General features: G+C 36.2%; 9 protein-coding genes. 4 read left to right on the forward strand and 5 right to left on the reverse strand.

Going from position 1 to position 15,463, the window contains the following annotated elements; genetic code table 11:
- Window positions 1-306: 306 nt before the first annotated feature.
- The 3 genes from AC1DY0_RS05045 to rplU form a co-directional block, all read right to left on the reverse strand.
- Complete coding sequence (locus AC1DY0_RS05045; RefSeq protein ID WP_477187568.1) at window positions 307-6,348, reverse strand: T9SS type A sorting domain-containing protein; 6,042 nt, start codon at window positions 6,346-6,348, stop codon at window positions 307-309.
- Window positions 6,349-7,000: 652 nt separating this feature from the next.
- Window positions 7,001-7,261, reverse strand: a complete 261-nt coding sequence (gene rpmA / locus AC1DY0_RS05050) for a 50S ribosomal protein L27 (protein ID WP_007805051.1) — start codon at window positions 7,259-7,261, stop codon at window positions 7,001-7,003.
- Between the two features lie 22 nt (window positions 7,262-7,283).
- The gene (gene rplU, locus AC1DY0_RS05055) at window positions 7,284-7,718 is read right to left on the reverse strand and encodes a 50S ribosomal protein L21 (RefSeq protein ID WP_116796269.1); all 435 of its coding nucleotides are present in this window, start codon (window positions 7,716-7,718) and stop codon (window positions 7,284-7,286) included.
- A gap of 251 nt (window positions 7,719-7,969) precedes the next feature.
- Here rplU and AC1DY0_RS05060 point away from each other — a divergent pair, with 251 nt between their 5' ends.
- Both AC1DY0_RS05060 and AC1DY0_RS05065 read left to right on the forward strand, forming a co-directional pair.
- The gene (locus tag AC1DY0_RS05060; protein ID WP_477187569.1) at window positions 7,970-9,271 is read left to right on the forward strand and encodes a M16 family metallopeptidase; all 1,302 of its coding nucleotides are present in this window, start codon (window positions 7,970-7,972) and stop codon (window positions 9,269-9,271) included.
- A 62-nt stretch (window positions 9,272-9,333) separates the two neighbouring features.
- The gene (locus AC1DY0_RS05065; RefSeq protein ID WP_477187570.1) at window positions 9,334-11,334 is read left to right on the forward strand and encodes a M16 family metallopeptidase; all 2,001 of its coding nucleotides are present in this window, start codon (window positions 9,334-9,336) and stop codon (window positions 11,332-11,334) included.
- A gap of 100 nt (window positions 11,335-11,434) precedes the next feature.
- Here AC1DY0_RS05065 and AC1DY0_RS05070 read toward each other — a convergent pair whose 3' ends face one another.
- Together AC1DY0_RS05070 and AC1DY0_RS05075 are read right to left on the reverse strand one after the other, a co-directional pair.
- The gene (locus tag AC1DY0_RS05070; RefSeq protein ID WP_116798396.1) at window positions 11,435-12,979 is read right to left on the reverse strand and encodes an Rne/Rng family ribonuclease; all 1,545 of its coding nucleotides are present in this window, start codon (window positions 12,977-12,979) and stop codon (window positions 11,435-11,437) included.
- Between the two features lie 390 nt (window positions 12,980-13,369).
- Entirely contained in the window at window positions 13,370-13,660 is a 291-nt protein-coding gene (locus AC1DY0_RS05075) for an HU family DNA-binding protein (protein ID WP_035634379.1), read from the reverse strand.
- Window positions 13,661-13,793: 133 nt separating this feature from the next.
- Here AC1DY0_RS05075 and mutY point away from each other — a divergent pair, with 133 nt between their 5' ends.
- On the forward strand, window positions 13,794-14,831 hold the full coding sequence (mutY, locus tag AC1DY0_RS05080) for an A/G-specific adenine glycosylase (protein ID WP_477187571.1): 1,038 nt from the start codon (window positions 13,794-13,796) through the stop codon (window positions 14,829-14,831).
- Window positions 14,832-15,021: 190 nt separating this feature from the next.
- On the forward strand, window positions 15,022-15,462 hold the full coding sequence (locus tag AC1DY0_RS05085; protein ID WP_477187572.1) for a single-stranded DNA-binding protein: 441 nt from the start codon (window positions 15,022-15,024) through the stop codon (window positions 15,460-15,462).
- Window position 15,463 lies beyond the last annotated feature (1 nt).

A 15,463-nucleotide genomic window follows, 5' to 3' on the forward strand; every position in this document is an offset into this window, starting at 1 on the left:
CATTTTCCGTTACAAACCAAGTTCACTGAACTTCTATGAAAATGAAAGTATAATGAAGTAATCTTTTGTACTGAACCTCAGCACAAAAGATTTTCACTTCAACAGGGGCTAAAAGCCAACATTTGATTTTTTGCCATCATCAAAAAAAAAGAAAAACAGCAATAATCAAACACTAATCTAAACAGAAAACCCGTTTCTTCCGAAACGGGTTTTTTGATTAATATTTGATCCTTATGATTTTCGAATGGAAGTATAGAAACATCCAATTTTATCTCATTCCCTTTTCAAAATAAATTGATTATCGCTTTATAATTTTTGGGCTTTCACGACTTTTCGTTTATCTCCTTGAATTACTTCAATAAAATACAATCCTTTACTTAATTCACTTCCAAAACGAACCGTCTCCTTTGGTGTTGATTTAAATTGACGTATGAGTCTTCCGTTTATATCTATTATTCTTATAGTGATGTGTTCATCGCTCAAAGATTTAATATCTAATCCAAAATCGTTCAAAGATGGATTAGGTGCTAAAGAAACCACCATGTCAGGTTCAGTTGATTTATTTGCAGTTGCATCTACTATTTTTGCGGTTGTAACAGAACAATTTGGTACCAAATCGATACTTGTGCTACTACCTGATACAATTACACCATTAATTCTACATTCGAACGAATATTTGCACACAGGCGCTGTGCCGGTAAAAGTTGAACTCACAATAGATTTAGAATCGTACTTAACCGCTAACACGTATTGGGTTCCTGGAATAGCATTTGATATACACACTCTTCCTAGCCCCAATGAAACTTGCGTTCCGCTGGCTACACTCGAACAATTCGCATTATATAAAGTAATCTGATTACTCTGTTGAATAGTAAACAGTGCAAGGTCACTACTTGATTTTGTTTCTACAATATCAACACAAAAACTGGCAGATGGTGCTGTTATACTAGTAAAATAGAAAAACTGACCTGGAGTTACATTAGCCACTTTATTAGATTTAGTTGTATAACATAATTGCCCAATCAATTGGTTACTGGCATTATTTCTATAATCAGTACAAGTGACAACAGTATGGAAAATGCCCGCAACATTACATATTGTCGGTTGGGCATTGATAGTCACACTTGCAGACGCCACAGAAGTACAGGATCCCAATTTCGCGGTTACCGTATAGGTTGCTGCCGGAGCAATTATCGTATTGCCCGAAACGTTTACCCCGGTCGATGGACTTATCACATAAATATACGATGCATTATAATTCGTAATGGTAAAACTTCCGTTAGCATTAGTACATGTTGACTGGGTTACCGCACTCAAAGTCGGTTGCACCGGTGCTACAGGTTGCGGATTTACCGTCAAGGAAATAGCCGCTGAAGTACATCCCGATTTGCTAGTCGTTACCGAATAAACACCCGAAACCAAACCTGAGAACACACCTGATGTATTGCTTTGTGCCGCTACAACTGGGTTAGTACCTGTTACCGTATAACTTATTCCTGTTCCTGGTACAGGTGAACTAATCGTGATTGTACCTGTAGCCAACGTACATGTAGGCTGGGCAGTCACTGAGGCTGTTGGTGATGTAGGTGTTGCCGGCTGCGGATTTACTGTCAAAGAGATAGCTGTTGAGGTACATCCCGATCTGCTTGTCGTTACCGAATAAACACCTGGAGCCAAACCTGAGAATACACCTGATGTATTGCTTTGTGCCGCTACAACTGGATTAGTCCCTGTTACCGTATAACTTATTCCAGCTCCAGAAGCCGGTGAAGTAACAGTGATTGTACCTGTAGCCAACGTACATGTTGGTTGGGCAATCACTGAAGCTGTCGGTGCGGCTATTTGTTCACAAAATACCGTTACAGAAACTACAGCTTGGTCACAATTCGTTGAATTTAATTTTTCACAAATTTGGTACGTCAATGTATAAGGACCTGGAGGCGTGTTTGGAGCCACCGTCACATTTACACCAGAAAGCATAATACCCGAATTGGTTGAAGATATAAAAGTAGTGTTTACTTGGGAAGCCACCACAGGCTGTCCATTCAAAGTATCATTTCCTAACACATTAGTAAAAGCCGTTCCTCCGCTAGTACTAATTGGCGCAGCAGTATCATCTACAGCAACAATAGCAGGACGAGAAACTGTTACGGTAACCGTGGCGGAATCACAATTTGTTGGATTTAATTTTTCACAAATTTTATAAACCAAAGTATAAGGTCCTGCTGGCGTACCGGCAGGAATCGAAATTTGACCCGTAGAAGGATTAATCACAGGAACTGGATTGCCCCCAATAGAAGTTGCTGGAGTTGTAACGGTAAGATTAACTTGTGCAATGACAACATTACTTCCGTTTAAAGTATCGTTTCCGTTTCCGTTATTATTAAGTACATTTCCAGCATTTGGATTTCCAGTTGTTCCATTTCCACCGTTGATTGTATCATCTTGGGCAACAACAGTTGGAGGAGAAACCGTTACGGTAACCGTTGCAGAATCACAATTTGTTGGATTTAATTTTTCACAAATTTTATAAACCAAAGTATAAGGTCCTGCTGGCGTACCGGCAGGAATCGAAATTTGACCCGTAGACGGATCAATCACAGGAACTGGATTCCCACCAATAGAAGTTGCGGGAGTTGTAACCGTAAGATTAACTTGTGCAATAGTAGCGTTACTTCCACTTAGAGTATCATTTCCGTTTCCGTTGTTATTAAGCACATTTCCCGCATTTGGGTTTCCGGCTGTTCCGTTTCCACCGCTGATTGTATCATCCTGAGCAACAATTGCCGGAGGAGAAACCGTTACGGTAACCCTGGCAGAATCGCAGTTAGTCGGATTTAATTTTTCACAAATTTTATAAACCAAAGTATAAGGTCCTGCTGGCGTACCGGCAGGAATCGAAATTTGACCCGTAGATGTATTAATCACAGGAACTGGATTCCCTCCAATAGGAGTTGCGGGAGTTGTAACCGTAAGATTAACTTGTGCAATAGTAGCGTTACTTCCACTTAGAGTGTCATTTCCACTTCCGTTATTATTCAGCACATTTCCGGCATTAGGATTTCCGGCTGTTCCATTTCCACCGTTGATTGTGTCGTCCTGAGCAACAATTGCCGGAGGAGAAACCGTTACTGTAACCGTTCCGTAATCACAATTTGCCGGATTTAATTTTTCACAAATTTGATAAACCAAGGTATAAGGTCCAGCTGGCGTTCCGACAGGAATCGAAATTTGACCTGTAGACGGATTAATCACGGGAACTGGATTCCCTCCAACTGGAGTTGCGGGAGTTGTAACCGTGAGATTAACTTGTGCAATGGCAGCGTTACTTCCGTTTAGAGTATCGTTTCCGCTTCCGTTATTGTTCAGCACATTTCCAGCATTTGGATTTCCGGCTGTGCCGTTTCCTCCGCTGATTGTGTCATCCTGGGCGACAATTGCCGGAGGAGAAACCGTTACGGTAACCGTGGCAGAATCACAATTTGTTGGATTTAATTTTTCACAAATTTGATAAACCAAAATATAAGGTCCAGCTGGCGTTCCGGCAGGAATAGAAATTTGACCTGTAGACGGATTAATCACGGGAACTGGATTCCCTCCAACTGGAGTTGCGGGAGTCGTAACGGTAAGATTAACTTGTGCAATGACAATATTATTTCCATTCAAAGTATCGTTTCCGTTTCCATTATTATTCAGTACATTTCCGGCATTTGGATTTCCGGTTGTTCCATTTCCACCGTTGATTGTGTCATCTTGAGCAATAATTACGTTTACTGGAGTGGGTGTTGATGTCGAAGTATTATTCCCAAGATTTGGATCAGGTTGATTTCCTGTTATAGTTGCAGTATTAGCAAAATTGCCTGTAACATTTACCTTTGCAGTAATAGTTAATGTTGCATTAGCAGCATTACTTAAATTACCAATTGTCCAGACTCCTGTTGCATTGTTATAATTCCCTGTTGAAACAGTAGAACTTATATACATATATCCAGTTGGTAAAATATCATTTACAACAACTCCATCTGCATCCCTAGGACCAGCATTTGTGGCTACTATTGTAAATGTCACATTGGAACCTACAGGCGGTGTTGCATTACTGACTGTTTTAAGTATACGTAAATCTGAGCTATTACAATTTAATGATCCAGCCCCTCCATCATCACTGTCTTTTGTATTTACAAATGCGCCATACACATTTACATTGCTTATGACACTCGCCAGTGAAGCAACCCTAATCTGTATTTCATCAAATGATAATGTAGCTTTAAAACCCACATTATAAAACCCAGGACCACTTCCAAATACTGGAGTAAGCAAGGACAAGCTTAATAATTGAGCACCAGTTTTTGTTTCTCGAAGTACTCCATTATTGTATGTAGAAATAGTTAAAGATTGAAATAAATCTGTTTCGATTAAATTATTAATATCTTTAATTGTAAATCCAGCATAAGTTCCAGCTGGATAGGTAAATAATTGGTCCGCAACCGCAATAGATCCGGAAACAAGAACACTCGCTGTCAATGTAATATTTGCAAAATCGGTTGTATTTGCAGTTAAAACATTATTCACATTATTAATCGCACATGCCACACATGCCACACCATTAATTCCCGATTTAGCACCATCAATAGTAACCGGGAATATAGGACTTGTAAGCGGATATGTTTTATTACATTCCACTGTTGTTGGACAGAATCTTTCCAATACAGCACTATAGACTTTAACAGTTCCTAAAGTAACCGTTGCTAAATTAGTTAGCGTAATTTGCACTTCATCAAAAGACATTGTTGAAATAAACCCGATAGACTGTCTTCCTGTTCCAATAAATATGTTTGTATTTACAGAAATCAAAGGACCATTTCCAATTTTAGTCTCTCGTTGTACACCATTTAAGTAAGTTGTAATCCTAATAGCGTCAAAGACATTGGCGTTTAACAACGCAATACTTTCGATATCAAAACCAGCAAAAGTACCAGCAGGATAATCCGTAATTTGATCTTTAACCGAAATTTTGGCACTAGTTCCAACACTTGCCGTTAAATCAACATTAGCATGATTCATTGCATTTTCATCAATCAAGTTTTCACTATTGCTTACAGAACAAAGAGCACAAACTAAGCCGTCAACACCTGTTTTAACACCATTTATAAATACTGGATATGTTGGGGTATTAATTGCCATAGGGGTATTGCAAGGCAAATCCGGGCCGACGCAGAATTTTTCAAAAACTGAACTATAAACTTTTGTTAGACCAAGACTAACACCAGCCGTTTGATTGACTGAAATTTGAACTTCATCAAAAGCAGTTGTAGAAACAAATCCTAATTTATATCGCCCAGTTGCATTAAGAAGAGTACCATTTACGAGTAAATTGGTACCCCAAAATTGTTCTTTTTGTACCCCATTTAAATAAGTCGTTATTTTAACATTACTCAAAGCCGAAACACTTACAAGATTTATGTTTTCAATCTCAAATCCGGCATACGTCCCGACAGGATAATCGGTTACTTGGTCTTTTATAGCTAAACTTGCAGAACCAAGAACACCAACCAATAAATTTAAACCGGCATAATCAGTAGCACTTGAAGAAACTGCATTTTCTGGATTTGAAATACTCCCAACACTAACTCCTGATAATCCTGTGTGCGAATTTACAACTGCTGCAGGGAAAGCAGGAAGATTAAATGCAGTGGGCATATTACAAGCCAAGGCAGGTCCGGCACAATAATTTCTAATAACTGCGTAATAGACATTAGTAGAAGTTGTAACACCAGCTAAACTATTAATCGAAATTTCGATAGCATCAAAAGATAGGTTTGTATTAAACCCCAGAATATAATTATCCGGATTAGCTAATAAAGCTAGATTTAACAACGAACTTCCTGTAGTAGTTTCTCTTAAAACACCGTTAAGATAAGTTTTAATGGAAATGTTATTCAATAATTCCACTGATAATAACGCTCCACTGGGATCAATTCTAAATCCGGCAAAGGTTCCTGCAACAAAATCATCATTAGTATCTGTTACTCTTAAATTATGAGTAACACCAACTCCAAGCAGAGTTGAAACTGTTGCATAATTAGTTAAGCTAGAATCTGTTAAATTAGAAACATTTGAAATACCACAACCCAATAAACACAATCCAGAGGTTGATGAACTAGTAGTTAAATTATCAAATGTAGTGGCTGTATTTACTAAAGGCACTGGGACTTCAGTATTACATTGAACAGTTGCATTACTTAAATTTGACACTCTTGGAGAGTCAATTTTAACAGCATTGGAATACGAATTTACATTACCAACAAGAATTAAGAATGCCAGTAAAAACAGAGTCATTTTTGAGTTCATACAGTGTAGAATTTAGTTGAAATACTCCTTGAAAAATTTTCATAATAGTATAAGCTAAGAATCTAGGCATGAAGTCTATAATCGGTAGATTTTTTTAGGCTGCTTCAATAAGACACAAAATCAAACATATTTCAAAAAAATAATTTTTCAACACTATTTTCATCAAAAACAATTATGTTTAATTAATTTAAGCCCCAAAATTATAGCATATTTATCTCGTTTTGCCATTTTATGTATAAAGAAAAACTTACCCGGATATAGAATTAAAACGACTTTTTAAATGACATAATTCGATATAAATACAAATTTTTCTCTTGAATATTCAATATCAAAGAACCATAAACTTTTTTAAAATCAAAACATATAGGTCAGATACAGAATTTATTGTTTAAAAATTTGCATGGCTCGACATATATTTTAATCGAAACCTATTTTCATTATTTCTTCAGCTACTGTTTTACTTTCCTTTTCTAATTCTGTTTACCATTTCAATGATTTGACTGATGTCTTTATATAAACTAAATAAAAAACGAGACACACCAAAGAATTCATATAGCAAACTACAGTTACTGAATAATTTCGACAACAAAATTAAAAACAAAAAACCCGTTTCTTTCGAAACGGGTTTTGCAATAATATTTAATTCTTATGATTATGCTTCGAATGGAAGTATAGAAACATAAGATTTATTATCTCTTTTCTTTTGGAACTTAACAACTCCATCTACTCTTGCGTGTAGGGTGTGATCTTTACTGATGTAAACGTTTTCACCTGGATTGTGTTTTGAACCTCTTTGTCTTACGATGATGTTCCCTGCGATAGCAGCTTGTCCACCAAAAATCTTAACGCCTAAACGTTTTGATTCTGATTCTCTACCATTCTTGGAACTACCGACACCTTTCTTGTGAGCCATGACGTATTAGTTTATTTTGTTATTATTCTTGTGTATCTTCTTTTTTAGCTTTAGGAGCTTTTTTTACTTTAGGAGCAACTTCTGCTGCTTCTTCTGTAGTTGCTTCAACTGCTACTTTTTTAGAAGCTGCTTTTTTAGGAGCTCCTCCAACAGTAATACCTTCAATTACAATTTGAGAAAGATATTGTCTGTGACCATTTCTTTTTTTGTATCCTTTTCTTCTTTTCTTTTTGAAAACGATAACTTTATCTCCTTTTAAGTGTTGTAACACTTTAGCTTCTACTGAAGCACCTTCTATAGCTGGGGCGCCTATTGTGATTGAACCGTTATCGTCTACCAAATAAACTTTATCAAAAGAAACTTTTGATCCTTCTTCATTTGCCAAACGGTGAACGTAAACCTTTAGGTCTTTGCTTACTTTAAACTGTTGCCCTGCTATCTCTACGATTGCATACATACTGAATTGTTTTAATAATTTTTAAGGTTGCAAATATACAATTAAATATTTACCCTGCAATCCTTTACTGAAAAAATATTTCATAGCTTTTTCTTCACCTATTTCATCCTATTTTTGAAACACTTACCGTTGCAAAGTAAAATAACGTTAATATATTCCCAATGATGAATTTACTTACTTTCTACAGGATAAAAAAAGGTATTTTTGCTATAACAAAATCGCATAACAATTACCATTAAAAACAAACAATGATGTCAAGTACCGTATTAACGTTAGGAGGAGTTGCTTCAGCTCAAAAAGTAGTTTTCGAGGAATACGATTTAGATAACGGCTTACATGTTATTTTACACCATGACGATTCTGCCCCTGTTGTTATTACTTCTGTCATGTATCACGTGGGCGCCAAAGACGAAAATCCAGATCGAACTGGTTTCGCTCACTTTTTCGAACATTTATTATTTGAAGGAACCAAAAACATCAAGAGAGGCGAATGGTTTAAAATTGTAACTTCAAATGGAGGAACAAATAACGCCAACACTACCGATGACAGAACTTATTATTACGAAATATTCCCATCAAATAATTTAGAATTGGGACTTTGGATGGAATCCGAAAGGTTAATGCACCCGATAATCAACAAAATTGGGGTCGATACCCAAAATGAAGTTGTAAAAGAAGAAAAAAGGACCAGCTACGACAACAGACCGTACGGAAATATATTGGCCGCGGTAAAAGAAAATATGTTCAAAAATCATCCTTATCGCTGGACAACAATCGGGTCTATGGAGCATATAGATGCTGCAACACTAGAGGAATTTCAAGCATTCAACAAAAAATTCTATTTGCCGAATAATGCTGTTTTGGTAGTCGCCGGAGATTTTGAAAAAGAACAAGCCAAGGAATGGATTCAAAAATACTTTGGTTCTATTCCGAAAGGAGAAATTGTTCCCAAAAAAACCTTCATAGAAGAACCAATAACAGAAACCATCAAAGCTACCTACGAAGACCCTAACATTCAAATTCCGATGATGGTAGCAAGTTATCGTACTCCATCAATGAAAAGCAGAGACGCCAGAGTATTGGACTTAATTTCATCTTACCTAAGTGACGGTAAAAGTTCCAAATTATACAAAAAAGTGGTAGACGATAAAAAAATGGCTTTACAAATCGGAGCTGTTGGCTTTAGCCAAGAAGATTATGGAATGTACATAATATATGGATTACCAATGGCTAACTTCACTACCACAGACATACTTAAAGAAATTGACGAAGAGATTGTAAAAATCCAAACTGATTTGATTTCTGAAAAAGATTATGAAAAACTGCAAAACAAATTTGACAACACTTTCGTGAACACAAATGCAACTATAGAAGGGATTGCCAATAATCTAGCATCTTATTACCTATTATACAAAGACATCAACCTAATTAACACAGAAATCGAACTGTACCATTCTATCACAAGAGAAGAAATTAGGGAGGTTGCCAACAAATACTTAAACTCAAATCAACGCTTACTTTTAGATTATATACCGGCAAAAATCCAAAATTAAAGAAACCGATATCATAAAGAAAACAAGTACAGTATTCATCCTTTTCATTATCAACAGGAATTATGCAAGCACAAGATCGCACGCAACCCAAACCCGGAAAATCACCTATAATCAATATCAAAAAACCACAAAGCTTTGTTTTGAACAATGGCATGAAGATATTGGTAGTAGAAAATCATAAACTACCTAAAGTATCCTTCAATCTAACGTTAGACAACGCTCCTTTTGCAGAAGGCAACAAAAAAGGAGTCGATGAATTAACCAGCAACCTGATTGGTAACGGTAGTAAAATAACAACAAAAACTGCTTTCAATGAAGAAATAGACTTTTGGGGAGTAGACATCAATTTCAGTTCTCACGGAGCTACAGCGAATTCACTTTCCAAATACAGCGGAAGAATTCTGGAACTAATGGCAGAAGGTGTCTTACATCCAAATTTCACTCAAGAAGATTTTGACAAAGAAAAGGCCAAATTAATCGAAGGAATGAAAGCCGAAGAAAAAAGCGTTCCCGCAATTGCCAGTCGCGTTGTTGATGTTTTAGCTTTTGGAAAGAACCATCCTTCTGGTGAATTTATGACCGAAGAAACTTTAAACAACATAACACTTGCCGATGTAGAAACAAATTACAGAACCTACTTCGTTCCCGAAAACGCATACTTAGTAATTGTTGGTGATGTTAAATACAATAATGTAAAAGTAGTCGTAGAAAAATTATTTGGTAATTGGGAGAAAAAAAGCACTCCAAAAGTACCCTATGATATTCCAGCAAACACATCAAATTTACAAATCAACTTAGTTGATGTATCCAATGCCGTTCAGTCTGAAATCACATTGGTAAACACCGTGAATTTAAAAATGGGAGATTCTGATTTTTTCCCTGTGGTAATTGCCAATCAAATTCTGGGAGGAGATTTCAACAGTTATCTGAATATGAATTTACGCGAAGAACACGCTTGGACTTATGGCGCTAGATCAAGCATAGGCGCAGGTAAATACACTTCCAAATTTTTCGCAAAATCTGCCGTAAGAAACGCTGTTACTGATAGTGCCGTAGTGGAATTTATCAAAGAAATAAAACGAATCCGTACCGAGAAAGTTACCGAAGAAGTACTTGCAACTGTAAAAGCAGGATACATTGGAAGATTTGTGATGCAGGTAGAAAAACCGCAAGCCGTTGCTCGATATGCATTAAACATAGAAACCGAAAAACTTCCAGCCGATTTTTACGAGAAATACATTCAAACTATAAACGCAGTAACCACTGATGACGTATTACGCGTAGCCAACAAATATTTCCTAATCGACAATATGCGAATTGTAATTACAGGAAAAGGATCTGAGATTGCTCTAGGATTGGAAAAACTAAAAATTCCGATGTTCTATTTTGACAAATACGGAAATCCTTTAGAAAAACCGCTTTTGAACAAAGAAATTCCAGAAGGAATCACAGCCAAAAATGTGCTTGAGAATTACATCAAAGCAATTGGAGGAGAGGAAGTAGTTTCTTCGGTAAAATCTATCACAATGGTAGGATCAGCATCTATTCCGCAGGCTCCAGCACCTTTAATCTATACTTCAAAAATTGATATTAAAGGAAATTCTTTGGTGGAAATTTCCATGGAAGGAATGAGTATGATGAAACAGGTCATCACTCAAAAAGGAGCTTACGCCATTGAACAAGGACAACACAAAGATTTTGAAGGAGATGAGTTAGCCGAAATGCAAGCATCAGCTACTCCTTTTGAAGAACTTCTTTTATTAAAGATGAACAAACTAACCATCGACCGAATTGAAACTATCAATGGAAACGATACCTATGTTATCAAAAACGGAAAAAACACCTATTTCTACGATACCAAAACCGGACTGAAACTAGCCGAATCTAAAATCATAGATCAAGACGAAGAAACAATTATTGTTACTACTAATTTTAACGATTATCGAGAAGTAAAAAGTATAAAAATTCCTTTTAACATCATCCAAAACATAGGCATTGAACTGGATATCAAAATGTCTGAAATCACAATCAACGAAGGAGTAAATGACACCGATTTTCAATAATCAATAAATTTTCTAAATCAAAAAGACTGTCCTAATAGGCAGTTTTTTTTTAAACAAGACACAAAAAAACCGCCAATCTCACGAAAGGCGGTTCTTTGTTTTATTCCTTAATAACATCTCCCTTTTTATCGTAGAAATGATATTCCAAATACGTGTAAGCGTCACGTGGTATGATTTTCACCCATTTTTTGTGTTCAAAAAACCATCTTGAACGCAATGATGGAAAACCTTTACTGAGGTATGCAGCCACAAACGGATGTACATTAAGCACTACTTTATTGTGGGTTTTTAAAACTCTTTCCAGATCGGAAGCGATTTTGTCAATGATTAATATTGGCGCTTCAATTTCGCCATTTTCATTGTTTGGATCTTCTTCTCTAGTTTTTATGTTAACTTCTGGTCTTACGCGTTGTCTGGTAATTTGGACCAACCCAAATTTACTCGGTGGTAAGATTTTGTGTTTCGCTTTATCGTCGCTCATTTCTTCTCTCAAGAAGTCGAACAAGACTTTACGATTTTCGGGATTCGACATATCGATAAAATCAACTACTATGATTCCGCCCATATCACGAAGACGCAATTGTCTCGCTATTTCGGCGGCTGCAATCATATTGACTTCCATGGCTGTATCCTCTTGGTTGGTAGCTTTATTGGAACGGTTTCCGCTATTTACGTCTATAACGTGCAAAGCTTCTGTGTGTTCTATAATAAGATAAGCCCCTTTACTCATGGAAACAGTTTTTCCAAATGAAGTTTTGATTTGTCTCTCTATATTGTATTTCTCAAAAATTGGAGTGTCTTTGGACTGATAGAACTTAACAATTGATTGTTTGGATGGTGCAATTTCTTGCAGATAATCCTTTGTTTGGTTGTACAACTCTTCGTCATCAATTTGAATACTACTGAAAGTATCATTAAATACATCTCTTAATATTGAAGAAGCTCTGTTGAGCTCTCCTAATACTTTGGAAGGATGATGAGCAGTTGGTAATTTTTTACACATTGCAGTCCATCTGCTAAGCAGGTTCTGCAAATCTTTTTCTAATTCTACTGTGCTTTTGCCTTCGGCTACTGTGCGAACAATAACGCCAAATCCTTTTGGTTTGACTGATTGTACAAGACGTTTCAAACGTTCCTTTTCTTTTTTGTCTTCTATCTTTTGCGAAATAGAAACTCTATCAGAAAACGGAACCAAAACAATAAATCTTCCGGCTAGAGAAAGCTCTGCGCTTATCCTTGGCCCTTTGGTCGATATTGGTTCTTTGACAACTTGCACCAAAACAGATTGATTGGCACTAATTACATCTGTAATTGTACCATTCTTGTCTATCTCTTTTTCAAACTGAAAGTTTTTTAGGGAGAAATCTTTTATTTTACCTGCGCTTACAAGTTTTATGAATTTCAGTTGGGAAGCTAAGTTAGGCCCTAAATCGTGATAATGTAAAAAGGCATCTTTTTCGAAGCCTACGTTTACAAAAGCAGCATTAAGTCCGGCAACAGGTTTTCTTATTTTGGCAATAAAAATATCACCTACTTGAAAGTTGCTTTTCTCTTCTTCCTTGTGTAATTCAATTAGTTTTCCATCTTTTAATAAGGCAAAATCTACGAAATCAGAACTAGATCGAATGATTAATTCTTTATTCATTTGTAAATTTTTATCCGTACTTATTGGTTGTCGGTTGTCGGTTGTCGGTTGTTGGAAAATCCATCAACTATCAACTACCAACCATCAACTTTTCAGCAAGGATGGATTAAACAATAATTTAACAGGTATTGTACCCGGAGAGTAGAAGACTTTAAGATAATAGATTACTAGATAATAGACAGTTTCGTCTTTTCTCTTTTCGTCTTTCATCTATTCGTCTTTTTCTCAATTTCAATGAACTTAAAAAAGAAAAAAGTAGTTTAAAACTACTTTTTCTTTTTGTGACGGTTAGCTCTCGCTCTTTTTTTACGTTTGTGCGTCGCTACCTTATGTCTCTTTCTTTTTTTACCACTTGGCATATCTAATAGATTTTATGATTAATTAATAGTGTTATTTTGCTTCGTTGTTCACTTTTACACCTTCAACAAAAACTTTCGCAGGTTTGAATGCAGGAATGTTGTGTGCTGGAATTTTAATAGTGGTATTTTTGGAAATATTTCTTCCAGTTTTTTCAGCTCTTGTTTTAACGATAAAACTACCGAAACCTCTTAGGTAAACATTGTCACCAGTTTCTAGTGAGTTTTTCACTTCGTTCATAAAAGTCTCTACGGTTGCTTGTACATCCCCTTTTTCAAGACCTAATTTTTCTGAAATCTTCGCTACGATATCTGCTTTCGTCATTTTCTTTCCTTTTTATTATGTTGTAATAATTTTTTTGAGTTTGCAAATATATGAATTTAAAAAACAATAAATCAACCTAATTCGTTAAAATTTAATTACATAAACAATTACTTTTGTTTACAATTATTTTACAATGAAATTTCACAACACATTAATTAAGTGGTACTTACAAAACAAGCGTGATTTACCTTGGCGAAAAACCACCGATCCGTACCAAATTTGGCTCTCCGAAATCATGCTTCAGCAAACAAGAGTGGCTCAAGGAATGCCTTATTTTTTTGCTTTTACCGAGGCTTTTCCGACTGTTTTTGATTTGGCAAAAGCCAATGAAGAACAAGTCCTAAAACTTTGGCAAGGATTAGGATATTATTCCCGTGCTCGAAATTTACACAAGACTGCCCAAACAGTAGCTTTTGAAATGAACGGCGTTTTCCCAAATAATTATTCCGACTTGTTAAAGCTAAAAGGAATCGGCGAATATACAGCAGCCGCAATTGCATCCTTCTCCTATAATGAATGTGTTCCCGTCGTTGACGGAAATGTATTCCGCGTACTTTCACGTTATTTTGACCTAGAAACCGATATTGCACAAGCTTCAGCCAAAAAAGAATTCGCTGCTTTGGCTTTCGAACTAATGCCTAAAGACAACCCGGCACAATTCAACCAAGCCATAATGGAATTTGGCGCCCTGCAATGCGTACCGAAAAATCCAAATTGCACCGAATGTGTCTTTAATAATAGCTGTGCCGCTCTGCAAAAAAAGAAAGTAGATCAGTTACCCGTAAAATTAAAGAAAACTAAAGTTCGAAACCGCTACTTTAATTATATAGTAGCAGTCGATGATTTGGAGAACACCATCATTCAGAAACGCACCGCCAAAGGAATCTGGCACAATCTATATGAGTTCCCTTTAATCGAAACCGACAAAGTCGAAGATTTCGAAACCGTGGCTCAGCAGATCAATCAAAACTTTTTCCTAGAAAACAAAATGGAGAGCCTATTGGAATACAATGAAGAAAGTATTGTCCATAAACTATCACACCAACATTTGCACATCAAGTTTTGGAAGGCAAGTTTAAAAGGCACAATCGAAAATGGTATCGATCTTGAAACAGCCAAAACTTTTCCATTCCCAATAGTGATTCATAATTTCATTGAGGAAAAACTGTGAAATCTGAGAGACTATATAAAGTAATATTAGGTGGTTTCAGGTAAGATAAATTCGACATGGTTCTTTAATCGATTCGGATGATTACTTATTTAAGATAGGAAAAAGTGCCAATTCTAAATCTATTTTATCGAAATCCAGTAAAAGTAGTTTTCAAAAAATAATGTACCTTTGATAGAAATACCACCAAATCATGAACGGAACATTAAATAAAGTGATGCTTATAGGCCATCTTGGCGACGATGTTAAAATGCATTATTTTGACGGAGGAAACTGTATCGGAAGATTTCAATTGGCTACAAATGAAGTCTATGTAAACAAAACGACCAACGAAAAAATCACTTCTACAGAATGGCACAATCTAGTTGTTCGCAACAAAGCGGCCGAAATTTGCGAAAAATACCTTTCGAAAGGAGATAAGATTTACGTGGAAGGCCGAATAAAATCAAGACAATGGCAAGCCGAAGACGGTTCTACCAAACATACAATGGAAATTCAGGTAACTGAATTCACTTTTTTGACAACTAAAAAAGATACCGAAAGCAATAAGACATTAAATTCTTCGGAATCCACAAAAAACACTAACTTTGAAGCTCAAAATAACGACTTGCCTATCAATGACTTGCCGTTTTAAT

The organism is Flavobacterium sp. P1_E4 (genome assembly GCF_056405915.1).